Annotated in this window: 15 protein-coding genes; 7 read left to right on the top strand and 8 right to left on the bottom strand. The window is 72.5% G+C overall.

Annotation, left to right across the window (positions count from 1 at the left end; all coding sequences use genetic code 11):
• Positions 1–149 precede the first annotated feature (149 nt).
• From ACWGIF_RS35005 to ACWGIF_RS35020, 4 genes are all read right to left on the bottom strand, one after another.
• Complete coding sequence (locus tag ACWGIF_RS35005; RefSeq protein WP_453503562.1) at positions 150–1,394, bottom strand: L,D-transpeptidase; 1,245 nt, start codon at positions 1,392–1,394, stop codon at positions 150–152.
• A 134-nt stretch (positions 1,395–1,528) separates the two neighbouring features.
• The gene (locus tag ACWGIF_RS35010) at positions 1,529–2,293 is read right to left on the bottom strand and encodes a L,D-transpeptidase family protein (protein ID WP_453503564.1); all 765 of its coding nucleotides are present in this window, start codon (positions 2,291–2,293) and stop codon (positions 1,529–1,531) included.
• A 127-nt stretch (positions 2,294–2,420) separates the two neighbouring features.
• A complete protein-coding gene (locus ACWGIF_RS35015; RefSeq protein WP_453503566.1) occupies positions 2,421–3,332 on the bottom strand; it encodes an MSCRAMM family protein in 912 nt (303 codons plus the stop codon).
• A 195-nt stretch (positions 3,333–3,527) separates the two neighbouring features.
• Positions 3,528–4,748, bottom strand: coding sequence for an Ig-like domain-containing protein (locus ACWGIF_RS35020; RefSeq protein ID WP_453503583.1), 1,221 nt, complete (start codon positions 4,746–4,748; stop codon positions 3,528–3,530).
• A 183-nt stretch (positions 4,749–4,931) separates the two neighbouring features.
• Between ACWGIF_RS35020 and glgX the strand changes: the two genes are divergently transcribed.
• The gene (gene glgX, locus ACWGIF_RS35025) at positions 4,932–7,262 is read left to right on the top strand and encodes a glycogen debranching protein GlgX (RefSeq protein WP_453503567.1); all 2,331 of its coding nucleotides are present in this window, start codon (positions 4,932–4,934) and stop codon (positions 7,260–7,262) included.
• A gap of 114 nt (positions 7,263–7,376) precedes the next feature.
• Positions 7,377–8,105 (top strand): CDP-alcohol phosphatidyltransferase family protein, encoded by a 729-nt coding sequence (locus tag ACWGIF_RS35030; RefSeq protein WP_453503568.1) that lies wholly within the window; start codon positions 7,377–7,379, stop codon positions 8,103–8,105.
• On the opposite strand, the gene ACWGIF_RS35035 is transcribed toward ACWGIF_RS35030, so the two are convergent.
• Positions 8,086–8,589, bottom strand: coding sequence for an adenylyltransferase/cytidyltransferase family protein (locus ACWGIF_RS35035; protein WP_453503569.1), 504 nt, complete (start codon positions 8,587–8,589; stop codon positions 8,086–8,088). The two genes, ACWGIF_RS35030 and ACWGIF_RS35035, sit on opposite strands and share 20 nt — an antisense overlap.
• Before the next feature lie 150 nt (positions 8,590–8,739).
• Here ACWGIF_RS35035 and ACWGIF_RS35040 point away from each other — a divergent pair, with 150 nt between their 5' ends.
• The 3 genes from ACWGIF_RS35040 to ACWGIF_RS35050 are packed head-to-tail and all read left to right on the top strand — an operon-like array spanning position 8,740 to position 12,979.
• Positions 8,740–9,951 (top strand): glycosyltransferase, encoded by a 1,212-nt coding sequence (locus tag ACWGIF_RS35040; protein ID WP_453503585.1) that lies wholly within the window; start codon positions 8,740–8,742, stop codon positions 9,949–9,951.
• Complete coding sequence (locus ACWGIF_RS35045; RefSeq protein WP_453503570.1) at positions 9,948–11,717, top strand: lipopolysaccharide biosynthesis protein; 1,770 nt, start codon at positions 9,948–9,950, stop codon at positions 11,715–11,717. Before ACWGIF_RS35040 ends, ACWGIF_RS35045 begins: the two co-directional genes overlap by 4 nt.
• Complete coding sequence (locus tag ACWGIF_RS35050; protein WP_453503572.1) at positions 11,714–12,979, top strand: hypothetical protein; 1,266 nt, start codon at positions 11,714–11,716, stop codon at positions 12,977–12,979. The genes ACWGIF_RS35045 and ACWGIF_RS35050 overlap by 4 nt, the downstream gene beginning before the upstream one ends.
• A 155-nt stretch (positions 12,980–13,134) precedes the next feature.
• Here ACWGIF_RS35050 and ACWGIF_RS35055 read toward each other — a convergent pair whose 3' ends face one another.
• Positions 13,135–14,646: a hypothetical protein gene (locus ACWGIF_RS35055; protein WP_453503574.1), complete on the bottom strand. Its 1,512-nt coding sequence runs from the start codon at positions 14,644–14,646 to the stop codon at positions 13,135–13,137.
• A 126-nt stretch (positions 14,647–14,772) separates the two neighbouring features.
• Here ACWGIF_RS35055 and ACWGIF_RS35060 point away from each other — a divergent pair, with 126 nt between their 5' ends.
• Both ACWGIF_RS35060 and ACWGIF_RS35065 read left to right on the top strand, forming a co-directional pair.
• Positions 14,773–15,312, top strand: a complete 540-nt coding sequence (locus ACWGIF_RS35060) for a WcaF family extracellular polysaccharide biosynthesis acetyltransferase (protein ID WP_453503576.1) — start codon at positions 14,773–14,775, stop codon at positions 15,310–15,312.
• On the top strand, positions 15,309–16,424 hold the full coding sequence (locus ACWGIF_RS35065; RefSeq protein ID WP_453503578.1) for a glycosyltransferase: 1,116 nt from the start codon (positions 15,309–15,311) through the stop codon (positions 16,422–16,424). Before ACWGIF_RS35060 ends, ACWGIF_RS35065 begins: the two co-directional genes overlap by 4 nt.
• A gap of 96 nt (positions 16,425–16,520) precedes the next feature.
• On the opposite strand, the gene ACWGIF_RS35070 is transcribed toward ACWGIF_RS35065, so the two are convergent.
• Positions 16,521–16,736, bottom strand: a complete 216-nt coding sequence (locus ACWGIF_RS35070) for a DUF6458 family protein (RefSeq protein ID WP_453503580.1) — start codon at positions 16,734–16,736, stop codon at positions 16,521–16,523.
• Between the two features lie 118 nt (positions 16,737–16,854).
• Complete coding sequence (locus tag ACWGIF_RS35075) at positions 16,855–17,529, bottom strand: hypothetical protein (protein ID WP_453503581.1); 675 nt, start codon at positions 17,527–17,529, stop codon at positions 16,855–16,857.
• Positions 17,530–17,818 lie beyond the last annotated feature (289 nt).

The raw sequence follows: 17,818 nt of genomic DNA on the forward strand, positions 1-17,818 counted from the left end.
GATAGTTGGTGAGCGCGGGTCTTAGGGGGACGGTTCGGGGCGGGGGGGCCGGGGGGACCGCCCAGACGGGGCGCCGCCCGTTACGGGGCCGGGTGCTGTGGGTCACAGCACCGGGCCACCGGATCACGAAGGGGGCGTACGGGACGCGGCTACTTGATCCACTCCGCCCACGGCATGTTCCAGCCGTTGAGGCCGTTGTCCGGGGCGATCTGCTTGTCCTTCGAGTTCTTCACGATGACCACGTCGCCGATCAGGGACTCGTTGAAGAACCAGGCCGCCGGCGCGTTGGGGTCACCGCCGCCGCGCTGGTCGCGCAGGCCCACGCAGCCGTGGCTGACGTTCGCCGAGCCGAAGGTGCCCGAGGAGGCCCAGTAGTTGCCGTGGACGAAGGTGCCCGACTGCGACAGGCGCATGGCGTGCGGGACGTCGGCGATGTCGTACTCGCCGCCGAAGCCGACGGTCGCGCCGTTCATGCGCGTCACCTTGTACTTCTCGCTGATGACCATCTGTCCGTTGTACGTGGTGGTCGAGGGGGCGCCCGCGGTGATGGGGATGGTCTTGAACACCTGGCCGTCACGGACGACCTGCATCTGCTTCTCGCTCGCGTCGACGGTGGAGACCTGCGAGCGGCCGACGGTGAAGGTGACCGTACGGGTCTGCTTGCCGTAGACGCCCGGGCGGCCTTCGACACCGTCGAGGGAGAGCTTCACGGTGACCTTGGTGCCCGCGGCCCAGTAGTTCTCGGGGCGGAAGTCGAGACGGTCGTTGCCGAACCAGTGACCCTCGATCGGCACGGCCGGCTCGGCCGTCACGGTGATGGCCTTCTCGACGGCCTCGGGGTTGGTGATCCCCCGGGTGAAGTTGATCGAGACCGGCATGCCCACGCCGACCGTCGAACCGTCCTCGGGCGTGTAGTGGCCCACGAAGGTGTTCGTCGGGGTCAGGGTGGTGAAGCTGGTGTCCTTGGCGGACTCCCGGCCGGCTTCGTCCTTGGCGACCGCGTGCACCTTGTACTCGGTGGCCGAGGCAAGGTGGCGGGCCGGCTCCCAGCTCGCGCCGTCATCGGCGAGCTTGCCCTCGACGGCGTTGCCCTTGGTGTCGGCGACGGTCACCGTGGTGAGCTTGCCGCCGGTGCTCGTTATCTTCAGGACGCCGCTGGTGGCGACCTCCTTGGCCCCGTCGTCGGGCTTGACGCTGACGACGGCCTTCGAGGCCTCGGTGCCGGTCTTGCCGCCACCCCCGCCGTTGTCGCCGCCGCCACTGCCGCTGCCGTTCGCGCCGCCACCGCCGCTGCAGGCGGTGGTGAACAGCAGGGCCGCCCCCAGCAGAAGGGCCGGCAGGCCGGTGCGGGCGCGCCCGCGTATCGGCTGCAGGTTCACTCGTGTTCTCCCCATGTCCCCCGCGCGCGGACAGTCGCGCGCATGTCGACATGGAATCACACGGCAGGATTACGAAGAGCCACGGTCTTGTCACCATTCCGTCCCAACTGCCGGAGAGGTCCCGGGGACGGTGGCGCAGGTCGGGCGGGTCAGTCCTCAGTGCCGGGTTTGGTGCCCCAGACGTAGACCGCGTCGCCTTCGGTCAGCAGGTTCCAGAGGCGTTCCGCGTCCCGTTCGGTGAGGTTGACGCAGCCGCCGGAGCCCCCATGCGCGTAGAGGTAGCCGGGGCGGCCGTGGATGGCCTGCCCCCCGTCGAAGAACTGTGAGAACGGCATCGGCGAGTTGGCGTACAGCGTGGACGTGTGGTTCTTGCTGCGCCAGTACACCTCGTGCCAGCCGCGCCGGGTCTCCTGGGTGTCGCGGCCGGTGCGGATCGGCACGGGCGGGAAGACGACGTCACCGTCGCGCTGGACCCAGAGCAGCTGGCGGTCCATGTCCACGCAGGTCACGCGGTACGAGCGGACGGGGCAGTCGCCGTCTGCGTTGGGGTCCGGGCGGGCGGCCACGACGAGCATCGTGCGGAAGGTGGCGACGCCCGGGTAACCGTCCGCGGGAGTGAGGCCGTTCTTGCGCTGGAAGGCTCGGATCGCGTGGCAGTCCGCCGGGGACTGCACCCCGTCGACCGTCCGGTCCAGGTGGTACTCCAGTTCCCGTTGGTAGGGGCCGGTGCCCGCCGTGCAGGCGCTCTCCGGTTCCGCGGCCGCCGCCGGGGACGGGCTCGCACCCGCCAGTACGAGCAGGGCGCCGCAGAGGACGGCCGCCCCTGCCAGGGCGCCCGCCTTGCGGGGCGCCGCACCCGACGCGGCGGGGCCGCCCTCCGGGCGGACGGCGTCACTTCCACACGGTGTGGCCATCCGGACCTCCTCGAGGCCCGCCTGCCGGACCGTCACGGCCCAGCCAACCCGAGGGTCCGGCGTGCGGCCTGCGGGGATGCGCCGGCGGGGTGAGGAGGTCACTCCCCCGGCGCACCGCGGACGCGGCTCAGCCCCGGCGGCGGTCCCCGGACTTGGCCTTGGTCTTGGCGCCGTCCTGGCGGGGGGCGCTGTAGTTGTCGCGCTTGTTGTAGAGGGTGACCACGAGCCGCTGGTCCGGGGTCTCGGTGTCCAGCCACCGGGGGCCGGTCACCGGGTCCGTCGGCAGGAGGTAGCCCTCGGGCACGTCCGTCTCGACGAGGTAGTACCAGCCGTCGGCGAGCCCGTCGAAGTCGCAGACGCCGTCGGCGTCGGTGGCGCAGCCGGGCCTGACCCGGTGGTCGGCGTTGATGCCACGGGTCTGGAGCCCGGCGGTGCGGTTGGTCTCCCTCCAGAGTTCGAACACCGCGCCGTGCAAGGGCCTCTCGGTCTTCCAGTCCTTCTTCAGGACCCGTACCTCGCCGCTGTAGTCCGCGCCCCGCCTGCGGTTCGGGACGTCGAGGACGAGTTCCTCTTCGGCGGCGTCCGCGCCCAGGTCGAAGGCGGTGACGGGTTCGTCCGGCCGCTCGTAGCCGGCGGGGACGACGGCCTCCAGCCAGTAGTACGTCTCGCCGACCGGCAGCTCCACGGTGCAGGTGCCCCGGGCGTCGCTCACGCAGGCGCCGTCGTGCTTCTCGTCGGCGCCCGGACCGCTGGTCTGGAGCCCGGCCCGGTCGTTGGTCTCCCGCCACAGCTCGAAGCGGGCCCCGGGCAGGGGCGCTCCGGTGTCCCGGTCCGTCGTGCGCAGCACCACCGTGGCGCCGCCGGCCGGAGCCGGCAGCGGTGCGGCGGGCGGTACGGCGACCGGGGCGGCGGGCCGTACGGCGACCGGGGCCGTCGGAGGGGGTCCGTCCGTGCCGGCGGAGTGGGCCGGCCCCGCCGCGGCGAGCACCGCCGCGGTGGCGAGGCCGATCGGCCACACCCTTGCTGTCCTGGCTGCCATGCCGCTCCGTCCGTCGCCTGGGCTGCTCTGCTGCCCTGACAGGGTGCGGGGAGCCTCGTACGCCCGTGCGGGAGGACACTCGGCCGCTACGGCATTCCGGTCACACGAATCACCCGTCCGTGTGCGGCGCTCCGTACCCCGCGGGCCGCTGCCGGCGGACCTCTGCTCGCCCGCCCTGCCCGCGGGGACGCGCACTCAGGCGATGGCGGAGCCCGCGACCCAGTCCGCCCAGGACATGTTCCAGCCGCCCAGCCCGTTGTCGGGGGCGACCGTCTTGTCCTGCGAGTTCACGACCTCCACCACGTCCCCGATCAGGGTCCGGTCGAAGAACCAGCCGGCGGGGGTGTCCGAGCCGCCGCCCTTGTCGTCGCGCAGGCCCACGCAGCCGTGACTCAGGTTGGTGGTGCCGAAGGTGTCGGGACTGGACCAGTAGTTCCCGTGCAGGAAGGTCCCGGAGGAGGTGAGCCGCATGGCGTGCGGGACGTCGGGGATGTCGTACTCGCCGCCGAAACCGACGGTCTGGCCGTTCATGCGGGTGACGTCGAAGAGCTCCATCACCACCATCTTCCCGTTGTACGTGGTGGTCTTGGGCGCTCCGGCGCTGATCGGCACGGTCGACAGCAGTTCCCCGTCCCGGCGCACCTCCATGGTGTGCGCGGCCGCGTCCACCTTGGAGATCTGGGAGCGGCCGACGGTGAAGGTGATGCTCTTGGCCTGGATGCCGTACGAGCCGGGCGCGCCCTCGACGTCGCGCAGGTTCATCTTCACGGTGACCCGGGTGCCGGGTTTCCAGTACTCCTTGGGGCGGAAGTCGAGCCGCTCCTTGCCGAACCAGTGGCCGACGACCGGCACGGCCGGTTCGGCGGTGACGGTGATGGCCCGTTCGACTTCCGCGCGGCGCTCGATGGCGCGGCTGAACCTGAAGGAGACGATCATGCCGGTGCCGACGGTGGAGCGGTTCTCGGGCTTGAAGTAGCCGATGAACCGCTCCTCGGGAACGTAGGTGGTGAAGGTGGTGTGCCGGGCCTGGCGGCGGTTGTGCCCGTCGAGGGCGACGGCGTCCACGGTGTACTTGGCCGCGAGGGCGAGCCGGCCGTGCTCCGGGTCGGGGCTCCAGCTGAGCCCGTCGGCGGCGATGGCGCCGGGGACCTGCTCCTGCTGGACGTCCTCCACCTTGGTGACCACGACCCGCTCCAGCCGGCCCTCGGGCACGGTGACCATCAGGCGTCCGTCCGCCGGGACCCCCTTGGCGTTGTCGTCGGGGGTGATGCGGATGGCGTCGTCCGGCGAGCGTGGTTTGCCGGGCAGCTGGATCTCGACCGGGGACTTGCCGTCCTTGGTGCATCCGGCCAGGCCGCCCAGCAGGCCCGCCCATGCCGCCACGGCGGCCAAGCCCGCCCCTGCCCGCCTCGTCAGAAGTGTCACGATCCCTCCAACGACCGGGCCCCTCCGGGGGAAACGTGAGGGCGTGGCACGTTCCGGGCAGAACAGTCCGGGCAGAACAGTGTGAAGGACCAGACGGGGGCGGGCCCAGGCCGGGACGCCGGGGCCGCACTCTCCCCTACCCCCGCCGGTACCGAGGAGCCGTGGAGGCGGGCAGTGTCGAGCGCAGCCGAGCAAGAGGCGGTGGAAGCCGTCAGCCATGCCGTCGAAGAGGTGCGGAGCGGCCAGGCCGCCCCCGTACCGCAGGTCGACGGTCAATCGAACGGCCATCAGAACGGCCGGCCGAACGGCCAGGTCAAGGGCGTGGTGTTACGGGTACAGCCGCGCCCGGGCCCGGCGGTGTGGCCGGGGTCCTCGCATCCGCTGGGGGCCCGGTTCCATCACGGTCCGGACGGGACCGCGGGCACCAATTTCGCCCTGTGGGCGCAGGGCGCGGAGGCGGTGGAGGTGTGCCTGTTCGACGGGGACGGCTCCCAGAGCACGGAGACCCGCTGCTCCCTGACGGAGCTCACGCACGAGATCTGGCACGGCTTCGTGCCGGGCGTGCGCCCGGGGCAGCGGTACGGATTCCGGGTGCACGGCCGCTGGGATCCCTGGACGGGCGTGCGGCACAACCCGGCGAAGCTGCTGCTGGATCCGTACGCACGGGCCGTCGACGGGGACTTCACCCTGCCGCCGGAGGTGTACGGGCACGTCCGGGACTGGCCGCAGCAGTACATCGCGGACACCGTGCGCGACGACCGGGACTCCGCGCCGTTCGTTCCGAAGGGTGTGGTCGTCCACGATGACGACGACTGGGCGGACGACGTCCGGCCGAAGACCCCGTGGGCCGATTCGGTCATCTACGAGCTGCACGTGCGCGGCTTCACGATGCGCCATCCGGGTATTCCCGAGGAACTGCGCGGCACCTACGCGGGCCTCGCCCATCCGGCGGCGGTCGAGCACCTGACGAAGCTGGGCGTGACGGCGGTCGAGCTGCTGCCGGTGCACCAGTTCGCGCACGAGGACCACCTGCTGCGCCGGGGGCTGCGCAACTACTGGGGTTACAACTCGGTCGGCTACTTCGCCCCGCACGCCGGGTACTCGTCGAGCGGGACGGCCGGACAGCAGGTCGGGGAGTTCAAGCGGATGGTCCGGGCGCTGCACGCGGCCGGGATCGAGGTCATCCTCGACGTGGTCTACAACCACACGGCCGAGGCGGGCGAGCTGGGTCCCACGCTGTCGCTGCGCGGGATCGACAACCGGGGCTACTACCGGCTCCAGTCGGACCAGCGCCGGTACGCCGACTACACCGGCTGCGGGAACACCCTGCACGCGGGGCGTCCGCACGTCCTGCGCCTCATCACGGACTCGCTGCGCTACTGGGTCACGGAGATGGGGGTGGACGGCTTCCGCTTCGACCTGGCGGCCGCGCTGGCCCGCTCCATGCACGACGTGGACATGCTGTCCCCGTTCCTTGCGGTGATCGCCCAGGACCCGGTGCTGCGGCGGGTCAAGCTGATCGCCGAGCCGTGGGACGTGGGCTCGGGTGGCTACCAGGTGGGGGCGTTCCCGCCCCTGTGGACGGAGTGGAACGACCGCTACCGGGATGCCGTACGGGACTTCTGGCGGGGTGCGCTGCCCGACGTACGGGATCTCGGGTACCGGCTGTCGGGATCGAGCGACCTGTACGCGTGGGGCGGGCGGCGCCCGTACGCCTCGGTGAACTTCGTGACCGCGCACGACGGTTTCACCCTGCGCGACCTGGTGTCCTACGAACGCAAGCACAACGAGGCGAACGGGGAGGAGGGTCGGGACGGGACCAATGACAACCGCTCGTGGAACTGCGGGGCGGAGGGCGAGAGCGCCGATCCCGGGATCGGCGTGCTGCGCCGCCGGCAGCTGCGCAACCTCCTGACCACCCTGCTGCTGTCGACGGGGGTGCCGATGCTGGTGGCGGGCGACGAGTTCGGGCGCACCCAGGGCGGCAACAACAACGCGTACTGCCAGGACAACGAGACGGGTTGGGTGGACTGGTCCCTGCTGGAGGACCCGGCCTGGCAGTCGCTGTTCGCCCTGGCCTCCCGGCTGATCTCGCTGCGCCACGCGCATCCCGTGCTGCGCCGCCGGGCGTTCTTCTCGGGGCGGCCGCAGGGCGTGGACGGGCTGCGGGACCTGGCCTGGTTCACGCCGGCGGGCGTGGAGATGACGGAGCGGGACTGGTACGCACCGGCGGCCGCGCTGGGGATGTACCTCTCGGGGCGGGACATCCCGGGCCGTGACGAGCGGGGCCGGCAGGTGACGGACGACAGCTTCCTCGCCCTGCTGCACACCGGGGACCGGCCGGTGGAGTGGGTCCTGCCGGGGGCGCCGTGGGCCGAGGTGTACGAGGTCGTCCTGGACACCACCCTGGAGGCGCAGTCCGCCGCTCCCCTCACCCGTCACCGCGGCGGGGAGACCCTGACGGTCCCGGCCCGCTCGGTCCTCCTGCTCCGGGTGGCCGGCTGAGGGGGCCGGCTGAGGGGGCCGGCCGGCGGGGGCCGGACCGGCGCGGATACCGAACCGGCCCCCTCGTTCGCCCTGCGATGATGTGTTCGACATCGTGATCGAGGGGGTCCCTGCATGGGCAGAGTCAAAACCGCGCTGCAGGAACTGCGCGGGGCGCAGAAATCGGCGAAGGGGGTGTCGCTGTATTCGCGGTTCGTCAACCGGCCCGCCGGGCGGTATCTGGCGGCCGGTTCGTACGCGCTCGGGCTCACCCCGAACCAGGTGACGCTGGTCAGCGCCCTCTTCAGCTTCGCCGCCGTGGCCGCGGTCGCACTGGTCGCGCCCTCGTGGGGGCTGGGGATGGCGGTGTGGGCCGCGCTCGCCGTCGGGTTCGCCTTCGACTCCGCCGACGGGCAGCTCGCCCGGCTGCGCGGGGGCGGCAGCGCCGCGGGCGAGTGGCTCGACCACGTCGTGGACTGCGCCAAGCTCACCGCCCTGCACACCTGTGTGCTGATCGCCTTCTATCGCTTTCCCGCGGAGTACGGGATCGGGGAGGGCGGGAGCGGCTGGCTGCTGGTGCCGCTGGGCTTCCAGTTCGCCTCGGTCGTCACCTTCTTCGGCGGGTTGCTGACCGAGAAGCTCAAGCCCAAGCCGGCCCCGGGAAGCCCCGCCGCCGCGCCGTCGACCCTGCGCGCGGTGGCGTTGCTGCCCGTGGACTACGGGGTGTTCTGCCTGGTGTTCCTGCTGCTCGGCGGCGGAAAGCTGTTCGCCTGCGCGTACGCGGGGCTGGGCGTGGTCGCCGGGCTCTTCCTGCTGGCCTTCCTCGCCAAGTGGTTCCGGGAGCTCAGCGCCGTTCCCCGGTGATCTGGCCCGGCAGCGCGGCGGGTTCCGCGAGCGCGTCCAGTGCCCGGCGCAGCTGGGTGCTGGACGTGTGCACGGTGTAAGGGAAGTAGACGACGTCGACCCCGTGAGTGGCGAAGTCCTTCTCCAGCTTGTCGCCCTTGGGTGTGCCCCGCCAGTCGTCGCCCTTGAAGATGACGTCGAAGCGGACCTGCTTCCAGGTCTCCACCTTGTCCGGAACCGTCTCGACGAAGGCGGCGTCGACGTACTTCACGCTGCGGACGATCTCCAGGCGCTCGACGAGCGGGATCATCGGGCGGCGTCCCTTGGCGAATTCGGCCATCTCGTCGGAGACCACTCCGGCGACCAGGTAGTCGCACTGACTCCGGGCGTGCCGAAGGATGTTGAGATGTCCGATGTGGAACAGATCGTAGGCGCCCGGCGCGTAGCCGACCCGATACGGCCTACGCGATGGCGCGCCAAACTCGGACATTTCATGCTCCGTCATCTTCTACCCCCAGCAGCCACACCCCCCGGTGTAGCGGATTAGCAGACAATAGCGTGCACGTTCCGCACCACACGGGTGAACGAATAGGGTGACGTGCGCATCATCCAGGGGAGAAGGGGACGCTCAGTGTCCAGATCCGGTCACCGGCGCATGCTGCTGGTTTCCACCAATTACGCTCCGGAGCACGCGGGGATCGGCCCCTACGCCACCCAGATTGCGGAGCACTGGGCGGATCTCGGCCACGAGACCCACGTGCTCGCCGGCATGCCGCACTACCCGGCGTGGTCGCTCGAGCCGGAGTACAAGGGGGCGCTCCAGCGCACGGAACAGCGCGCGGGGGTCACCGTGCACCGGCGTGCGCACACCGTGCCGCCGCGCCAGACCGCCGTGAAACGGGCCCTTTTTGAAGGATCGATTCTGTTGCACGGCGCCGTGGCCCCGCCCCGGATGCCCAAACCGGATGCGGTGCTCGCCCAGATGCCCAGCCTGGCCGGCGGAGTGCTCGCCGCCCGGCTCGCGGCGCGGTGGAAGGTCCCGTACGTCCCGGTCGTCCAGGACCTGATGGGCGCCGCCGCCGCGCAGAGCGGGATCAGCGGCGGCGACAAGGCCGCCGCGATCGCGGGACGCGCCGAGGCGTACGCCCTCAAGCGGGCCACCCTCGTGGGCGTCATCCACGAGACGTTCGTGGACCGGGTCGTCGGCATGGGCGTGGATCCGGACAGGATCCGCCTCGTGCCCAACTGGTCCCACGTGGCGGTGCCCACCAAGCCGCGCGGCGAGACCCGCCGGCACCTCGGCTGGGGCCCCGGCGAGACCGTCGTCCTGCACTCGGGGAACATGGGCCTCAAGCAGGGGCTCGAAGTCCTCGTGGGCGCGGCCCGGCTGGATCCGAACGTCCGCTTCGTCCTGATGGGCGACGGCAGTCAGCGCGCCGCGCTCGCGGACCTTTCGGCCGATGTGCCGAATCTGGACATCATCCCCCCTGCCGCTGACGGCGAGTTCCCGGATATCCTCGCCGCGGCGGACGTGCTCGCGGTCACGCAGCACGCTGCCGTGCTGGACATGAGCGTCCCGTCGAAGCTCACCTCCTACTTCCAGACCGGCCGGCCCGTCGTCGCCTCCGTGGCGGCGCAGGGCGGAACCGCCCAGGAGGTGGAACGCTCGGGCGCAGGGGTGCTTGTACCGCCGGAGGACCCCGAGGCCCTGCTGAAGGCCGTACGGGCCCTGGCGGAGGACCCTGACCGCGCGGACGCACTGGGAGCGGCCGGACCCCGCCACGTGGCGGCCCATCTGAGCCGCGAAGCGGGCCTGGCCCGCATCGACGCACTGATCGACGAAGCACTTGGGGGACCCCGGCCGTGATCGAGACGAACCGCCCGGCAGCGGCACCGGCCGACGACGAACCCGATCTCCTCAGGGACCAGTTCCGCCAGCTCCTGCGCTACCGCAGGCTCATCGGGGCGGGCATCGGGATCGGTCTGCTGGGCGGCGTCTACCTCGGCGTCTCCACCGCCGACACCTACGTCGCGACCGCCGACGTCGTGCTGCGCGCGCCCACCGACGACCCGTTCAACCCGAGCCTCGCCCCGGACAAGGCGATCAACATCGGCTCGGAGCGCCAGGTCGCGCTCAGCTCCTCCATAGCCAACGAGGCGGCGAAGAAGCTCGGCGTGACCGCCTCCGGCTTCGCGTCCCTGCGCAGCGGCCTGCAGGTGACCAACCCGCCGCAGACCATGGTGCTGCGCTTCACCTACACGGCATCCTCCCCCAAGGAGGCCGCCAAGCGCGCCAACGCGATGACCGAGGCGTACCTGCTCAAGCGGCAGGAGTCCCTCGACGCCACCCGCGACAAGATGGTCAAGGGGTACAAGGAGCAGCGCGATCCGATCGCCAAGCAGCTCGACGAGCTGTCGAAGGAGATCGCCCGGATGCCGGCCGGCGCCGGACGCGACGCGGCCACCTCCTCCAAGACCGATCTGCAGAGCGAGGTCGGCGGCTACAACACCAAGATCACCAAGCTCGAGGCCCTGGACATGACTCCGGGCCGGGTCACCAGCGCCGCGACCGCGCCCCCCGGAGCCGACGGCCCCGGCATCGTGATGTCGCTCGCGCTCGGCGCCGCGGTGGGCCTCGCGCTCGGCCTGCTGGCCGCCTGGGTCCGGCTCGTCTTCGACCCCGCGCCCCGCTCCGAGGGCGACGTGGCCCGGGCGCTGCGCGCGCCCGTCCTCGGCTATCTGCCCCGGGACCGGACGGGTGGCGGGCCGCTGCTCGCCGCCGGCGAGGCCGATCCCCGGCTCGCCGAGGCGTACCGCTCGGTGGCCTTCCGGCTTGCCTACGACTCCCGCTTCGCCGACCGGCGCCGTCTGCTCGTCGTCGCCCCGCGCGGCAGCAGCGAGACCGCCGCCGCGGTCGCCGTGAACCTCGCCGCCTCCTTCGCGGAGACCGGCAAGGACGTACTGCTCATCGAAGCCGACCTGCGCACCCCGGTCCTGGCCAGCCAGCTGCCGACGGACGCCGGGGGCCGGCCCCGCTGGAGCCAGACCCCGGGCAGCCCGGCTCCCGCCGGGCGTCACGCCGACTCCGAGTGGCCCGACGGACGCCAGCTCGTCGTGGACGCCGGGGAGTCCGGCTCCTTCGACCTGATCCCGGGCGAACGGGCCCGCAACGTGCCGCGCGCGCTGACCTCCCCCCGCGCCACCCGGCTGATCTCGGAGGCCGACGCCCCCAACTCCACCGTCGTCGTGCTCGCTCCGCCCGTCCTCTCGTACGCCGACGCCCTGGCCCTCGTCGACCGCGTCGACGGCGTCCTGGTCGTCTGCGACCCGCGCGCCATCCACCGCACCGACCTGACCCGGATCCGCGAGCTCATCAGCGGCGCCGGCGGCACGGTGCTCGGCGCGGTGCTGCACGCACCGCTGCCCGGCGAGAAGCGCGGCCGCGGCAAGGGCAAGGACGCCGCGGACACCGCCGGCGGCCCGGCCGCGGGCTCCGACACCCCGGGGAAGCCCGGCACGTCCACGCCGCAGCCCCAGCCGATCGCGTACGAAGTGGCCGAGCCCGAGCAGCACATCCCCGGTGACGGCACCGACACCGTCGCGCTGCGCACCGTCCGCATGGGACGCAGATGAGCCGACGCGGCCTCGCCGCCGTCGCGTCGGTCCTGGACCAGGCGGCGTCCAGCGCCACGAACATCCTGGTGCTGGTGCTCGCCGCCCGGCTGTCCTCGGCGTCCGGGTTCGCCGCATTCTCGATGGTGTACGTGACGTTCAGCGTGCTCCTCGGGCTGAACATGGCCTACGTCGGCCAGAGCCTCGTCCTGGAGAAGGGCCAAGGCGCCTCTCCGGACGAAGTCCGGGGCAGGCTCGGTGCGTCATGCCGCTCGGCCGTCGGCTTCACCGGGGCCGCGTCGGCCACCGTGGGCGCACTGCTCGCGCTGGTGGGCCTCGCGCTCCCCGGGGCCACCGGGCGGGCCTTCCTCGCGCTCGGCCTCGTCCTGCCGCTGGTGCTCCTCCAGGACGGGCTGCGCTACTGCTTCTCCGCGCTGCGCACCCCCGAGCGGGCGCTGGCCGCCGACGCGCTGCGGCTGGTGTGCGTGGTCGCGGCGCTGGCCATACAGCCCGAAGGGGCCTCGGCGGGGCGGCTGGTGCTGGTGTGGGGCCTGTCCGCGCTGCCCGCGCTGGCGGCGGGGCTGTGGCTGCTGCGGCCGTACGTACGCGGCTCAAGCGCCGATCTGCGGCCGTACCTGCGGCGCGGCCACCTGGGACGGCGGTTCGTCGTCGAGTTCGCGGTGGGCAACGGCTCCAGTCAGCTCGCGGTGATCGGCCTCGGCGTCTTCGCGACGCCGCTCGCCGTCGGCGCGCTGCGGGGTGCGACCACCCTCTTCGGGCCGCTGAACGTGCTGTTCAACTCTGCGAACGCCTTCGGCCCGCCGGTACTGGGGCGGCTCGGCGGCAAGCGGGCCACGGTCCGGGCGACCGCGGCGCTGGGCCTGGTGCTGGCCGCGGTCGGTGCGGGCTGGGCGACGGCCCTGTACCTGCTGCCGGACCGGCTGGGCCGGGAACTCCTCGGCGACACCTGGGCGACGGCGTCCGCGCTGCTGCCGGCCACGGGTGCGCAGTACGCCGTGATGGGGCTGGGCACCTGCGCCCTGCTGACCCTGCGGGTGCTCGCCCCGAAGGCCACGCTGTCCCTGCAGGTGGTGTTCTCGCTGCTGTCCGTGGGACTGCTGCTGGGCGGGTACGCGGTGGCGGGTGTGGCGGGCGCCGCGTGGGGCCTGGCGGCCGGCTCGGCGCTCAAGGCACTGGCCGCCTGGCTCCGGGTGGCCCGGCTGAAGACGCCGGTTCCGCAGGGTGACGAGCCTCGGCGGGCCACCGCCCCCGCCGCGGGCTGACCCGCTGCGCGGAGCCCCTCCCCGCCCCGCCCTTTCTCCGTTTCCCGGGCTCTGCCCGGACCCGCGTCATACACGCCGGCGGGGCTGGAAGTCCCACGCCACCGCGCCCTGCTTGCAGGCCGGGGCCGGCCGAGTCCGGCCCCGCCGGCGGCGCGTCAGCGCAGGGTGGTGGACTTGTCCGTGCGGTACGTCGCGACCAGCGCCAGGCAGAGGGCCGCGATCGCGACGCGCCCCGACGCCTGCAGCAACGGTCCGCGCAGCAGGATGAAGGAGTAGCCCGCGACCAGCGGGACGACCACCGAGATCAGGCTGCCCGGTGGCGAGCGGCGGGTGGCCCGCTTCGCATAGCGCCGGTCCACGCGCGCCGAGGCGTACCCCATGCCCAGCAGCCCGGCGCCCATCCCCAGCGGCCCGAAGTCGAGCCACAGCTCCGCCCAGATCGGGGAGGAGAGGTTGGTGTTGACCGTGCCCATCCACTGGCCGACCATCACGCCCGTGTCCCGCGGCTTGCCGGGCCACATCGAGCGGGGCACCGCGAAGAACACGGATCCGGCGAGCTGGCGGCCGTAGAAGTGGCCGGGGCCGGACTCCGAGTAGGTGATGGTGTTCGCGAACATGCCGATCTGGTCGTAGTCCTTGAGGGCCATCGGCTCCAGGAAGGACGTGGTCTCGACCGGCCGGTAGTTCTTCTCGTCGTAGCGGAAGCGGTCCGCGAACGGGAAGACGAGCAGTGCGATGACCACGGCCATCGACAGGGCCACCCGGTACATGGCCGCGCTCACCGGGAAGACGGTGAACAGCATGGCGAACATGACGGTCAGGAACCAGTAGCGCGGATTCGAGATCGGGTTGTTGACCACCAGGTTCAGGGCGGCGAGCGCTCCCCAGGTGACGATGATCGAGACTTTGCGCCGGGCGAACTTCGAGGTGATCAGCCAGCGGGTGTAGAGGAGCAGTGCGAGCAGGGCCGGTACGGTGCCGAAGCCGCGCAGCAGGGCCTGACCCGCCTGGCCGTCCCCGTTGGAGACGCCCGCCTCCTGGATGCCCGCGATGATCTCCTGACGGCTGGAGAAGAAGACCGCCGGGCCGCCGAGTTTCATGATGAAGACCGCGCTGCACCCGAAGGACAGGACCGTGAGCAGCTGCAGGCGCCGCCGGTGGGCCATGATCGGGCGCGGCTCCTTCTGGGAGCCGCCCGCGCGGCCGGTCGGCCGGTGGCGGGCGAGCAGCACGCCGACGTCGTAGACGGTGCAGCCGAGCAGTACCAGTCCGATGGCGGCGGTCAGGTCGGAGCGGGGGCCGACGACGGGGGTCGGCACCTGGCCGAGGACGGCCTGCGCGAGCGGGGCCACGCCCATGGCCATGTAGACGAAGAGCCAGAAGGAGCCCTGGAGCAGCTTGCGCCGGCTGGTGAGCACCATCGCGGAGAGCCGGGCGCCCGCGTACATGGCGAGCAGGAGCTGGAGCCAGAAGGCCGCGTCGCGCTGGCCGGCGCCGGACTGGACGGCGACGAAGAGCGGCAGGAAGACGGTGAATCCGAGGGCGAGCGGGACGGACAGGGCCCGGGAGAGCAGGGTGCGCGGGGTGGTGACCCGGCCCCACTGGTTCTCGTCCTCGACGGGGGGCCGCGAGGGTACGACGGAGGGCTTGCGTATGTCCGTTGCCACTGCCGCGCCCCCACCCGATGTGCCTGATTCGCGCGCAGTCTAGTCTGAGCGGGCGGCGCCCGGGGAGGCGCGTTCGAAGGGGGTCCCCCCAGACGGAGTCTGGGGGTGGATGATCGGGGTTTTCTGTTGCGGGACCTTCCTGCCTTCACGCTGTCCGGATACGACAAGGGGCGCGGACTGCTGACGCAGGCGCTCTGGTTCGCCGTGATGAACACGCTGTTCATGAGCTGGTTCTGTCCGGCGCGGCTGCGGGTGGTGCTGCTGCGCGCCTTCGGGGCGAAGATCGGCGAGGGCGTTCTGATACGGCACCGGGTGCGAGTGCTGTGGCCGTGGAAGCTCACGGTCGGGGACCACGCCTGGATCGGTGAGGGCGCCTGGGTGCTGAACCTGGAGCCGGTCACGATCGGTTCGCACGTGTGCCTCTCGCAGGAGGCCCTCCTGTGCACCGGCTCGCACGACCACCGGGCCGCCGACTTCCGCTACCGCAACGCCCCGATCACCGTCGAGGACGGTGCGTGGGTGGCCGTGCGGGCGACCGTGCTGGCCGGGGTCACGGTGGGCCGTTGCGCGGTGGCCGGTGCGGGCTCGGTCGTGCACAAGGACTTGCCGGAGCTGACCCTGCAGACCCAGGACGGGCGCCGTCGCCCGGTGGAGGAGCCCAAGTGAGAGTCCTGCACGCCGTCACCCTGCACTCCCCCTCGCACGCGTTCGGCGGGCCGGTCCGGGTCGCGCTGAACCTGGCCAAGGGGCTGCGGGCCCGGGGCCACGAGGCGCGGCTGCTCGCGCTCGGCGAGGGCTTCGACGTGTGGCCCGCCTCCGTGGAGGGCGTACCGGCGAAGCTGTTCCCGGCCCGCCGCCTGCTCCCCCTCGGCTTCAGCGGGATGACCTCGCCGGCGCTGCTCGCCTCGGCCGGCCGTCTGGTGCGGGACGCCGACGTCGTGCACGTCCACCTGGCGCGCGACCTGGTGACCCTGCCGGTGGCCCTGGCGGCGCTGCGGGCGGGCAGGCCTCTGGTGCTGCAGACCCACGGGATGGTGGACCCGAGCGAGAAGCTGCTGGCCAAGGTGCTGGACGCGGTGGCGGTACGCCGGCTGCTGCGCGGCGCGGACGCGGTGCTGTACCTGACCCCGCACGAGCGGGAGGGCCTGGACGCGGTGGTCGGCGCGCCATTGGCGCATGCGGTCCGCCTGGTCAACGGGACCCCGGCGCAGGAGGAGCGGCCCCAGCCCGGCGGCCCGCCGCGGATCCTGTACTCGGCGCGCCTGCAGGCCCGTAAGCGCCCGGTGGACTTCGTGGACGCGGCCCCGGCGGTCCTGGCGCGGCACCCGGAGGCGCACTTCGTGGTCGCGGGTCCGGACGAGGGCGAGCTGGGGGCCGTACGCGCCCGCATCGGGGCCCTGGGCCTCACGGACCGGTTCACGGTCCCGGGGGCGCTGTCCAGCGCGGAGGTGCTGGCGGAGCTGCGCCGGGCCCACGTCTACGTCCTGCCGTCCGTGGACGAGCCGTTCCCGATGTCCGTGCTGGAGGCGCTCTCGGTGGGCGTCCCGTCGGTGGTGACCCATTCCAACGGCCTGGCCCGCGACATCGCGAGGACCGGAGCGGGCCGCGTGGTGGACCCCGGCCCTGCGGGCGTCGCGGCGGCGGTGCTGGACCTGCTGGACCCCGCGGCCAACCACCAGGCCTCGCTGTCGGCCCGCGAACTGGCCGCGGACGCCTTCTCGATGGACGCGGTCCTGGACGCCCTGCTCCCGGTGTACGAGGGCGCGCTGCGCGGCTGAGGCCGGACCGGGCGGCACATGAGCGTCATGCGGCGCTGTCCGGGGCCGTCCGGGGCCCGTCCGGCGTCATGCGGCGTGGTCCGGCATGGCCCGGCGTCAGATGACGTCCCGGCGGTGTTCCTCCACCACCGGTATGGCGCCCGTGGTCCGGCGCCGCTTGAGGATGCTGGTGTAGACGGCGAGGCCGACCGCTCCCACCGCCATCATGATCAGACCGACGAGATCGAGGTTGACGCTCTCCATCTCCCAGTCGCTGGCGAAGGTGAGGACGGCGCCCACCACGATCAGGACGATGCATCCGCCGATGCCCATGAGTCCGCCTTCCGCTGTCGTGGCTGTGAACCCGCGGGTACCCGGGTCCGGAGCACGAAAACGCCCCCGGGGGCCGGGAGTCCGGCCCTCGAGGGCGTTTTGCGCCGCTATGGCAGTGCTATGCGGGGATCCAGGCGTAGCAGCCCGACGAGTTGAACTCCGTCGTGCCCGCCGGGATCGTCGCCGTGATCTTGTCGCCGGCCTTGGGCGGGGTCTCGGGGCCCGAGGCGAGGATCGAGCCGTCCTTGCCCTTGGCCTCCCAGGTGCAGTTCAGCGCCTGGGTCAGCGCCCGGTAGCTGCCGGCCGCGGGCGCCTTCCGGCTGCCCTCGGCGAAGCCCTTCTCCGCCGCCGCGAGGATCGGCTTCTGCTCCGGGCACAGGTGCGTGATCGCATCCTTGGCGCCCGCGATCTCGCCGGTGATGACGGCGCCCGTCGCCGCGTCCTTGTCGCGCTTCGCGGTGCGCTCCACCCGCTGGCAGGCGTCCTGGCCGGTCTGCAGGACGGCCGCCGGATCCATCTTCTCGGGGACCCGCCCGCTCAGGTACTTCTTCTCCTGCGCCGTGAAGCTGCCCGTCTTCGGGGTGAGCTTCGCGTCGGGCAGGACCGGACCGGTCGGCTTCGCGTCGGCGGCGGGCTCCGACGTGGGCGGGGTGTCCGCGGGGTCGGGGACCGGCGACGACGCCGGGGGCTTCGCCTTCGCGCCGGAGTCGGCCTTGTCCCCGCCCGAACTGCAGGCGGTCAGCGTCAGGGCGGCGGTCAGCAGGACAGCGGCCGCTGCGGAGCGTCGGTACATCGGGTGGCTCCCGTACTTAAGGGGATGTGCGGCGGATCAGGGGGCCGGACCAGTCCGGGTCGTCTGGTGCCGTGGATTGCGAGGCGCGAAAGGAGGCGACGCGGTGCGTCGGCGACCGACGGCAGCGCGGCAGGGCGCGGTGCCGGGCGGCCCGGGCCCGGCCCCGATCCGCCCCGCACACCCCCAAGGGTGGGACAGGCGTGGGGGGGGCCGGCCGGGGGATACCGGCCCCCCCCCCCCGCAACCGGGGGGGTGGGGGGGGCGAAGTAGCGGCGCCCGGGTGGAAAAA

This window comes from Streptomyces sp. NPDC054849, assembly GCF_053610945.1.

Coding starts and splice junctions, on each gene's coding strand:
- ACWGIF_RS35005 (WP_453503562.1), bottom strand. CDS start 1,394: ATGGGGAGAACACGAGTGAACCTGCAGCCGATACGCGGGCGCGCCCGC.
- ACWGIF_RS35010 (WP_453503564.1), bottom strand. CDS start 2,293: ATGGCCACACCGTGTGGAAGTGACGCCGTCCGCCCGGAGGGCGGCCCC.
- ACWGIF_RS35015 (WP_453503566.1), bottom strand. CDS start 3,332: ATGGCAGCCAGGACAGCAAGGGTGTGGCCGATCGGCCTCGCCACCGCG.
- ACWGIF_RS35030 (WP_453503568.1), top strand. CDS start 7,377: ATGGGCAGAGTCAAAACCGCGCTGCAGGAACTGCGCGGGGCGCAGAAA.
- ACWGIF_RS35035 (WP_453503569.1), bottom strand. CDS start 8,589: ATGACGGAGCATGAAATGTCCGAGTTTGGCGCGCCATCGCGTAGGCCG.
- ACWGIF_RS35040 (WP_453503585.1), top strand. CDS start 8,740: ATGCTGCTGGTTTCCACCAATTACGCTCCGGAGCACGCGGGGATCGGC.
- ACWGIF_RS35050 (WP_453503572.1), top strand. CDS start 11,714: ATGAGCCGACGCGGCCTCGCCGCCGTCGCGTCGGTCCTGGACCAGGCG.
- ACWGIF_RS35070 (WP_453503580.1), bottom strand. CDS start 16,736: ATGGGCATCGGCGGATGCATCGTCCTGATCGTGGTGGGCGCCGTCCTC.
- ACWGIF_RS35075 (WP_453503581.1), bottom strand. CDS start 17,529: ATGTACCGACGCTCCGCAGCGGCCGCTGTCCTGCTGACCGCCGCCCTG.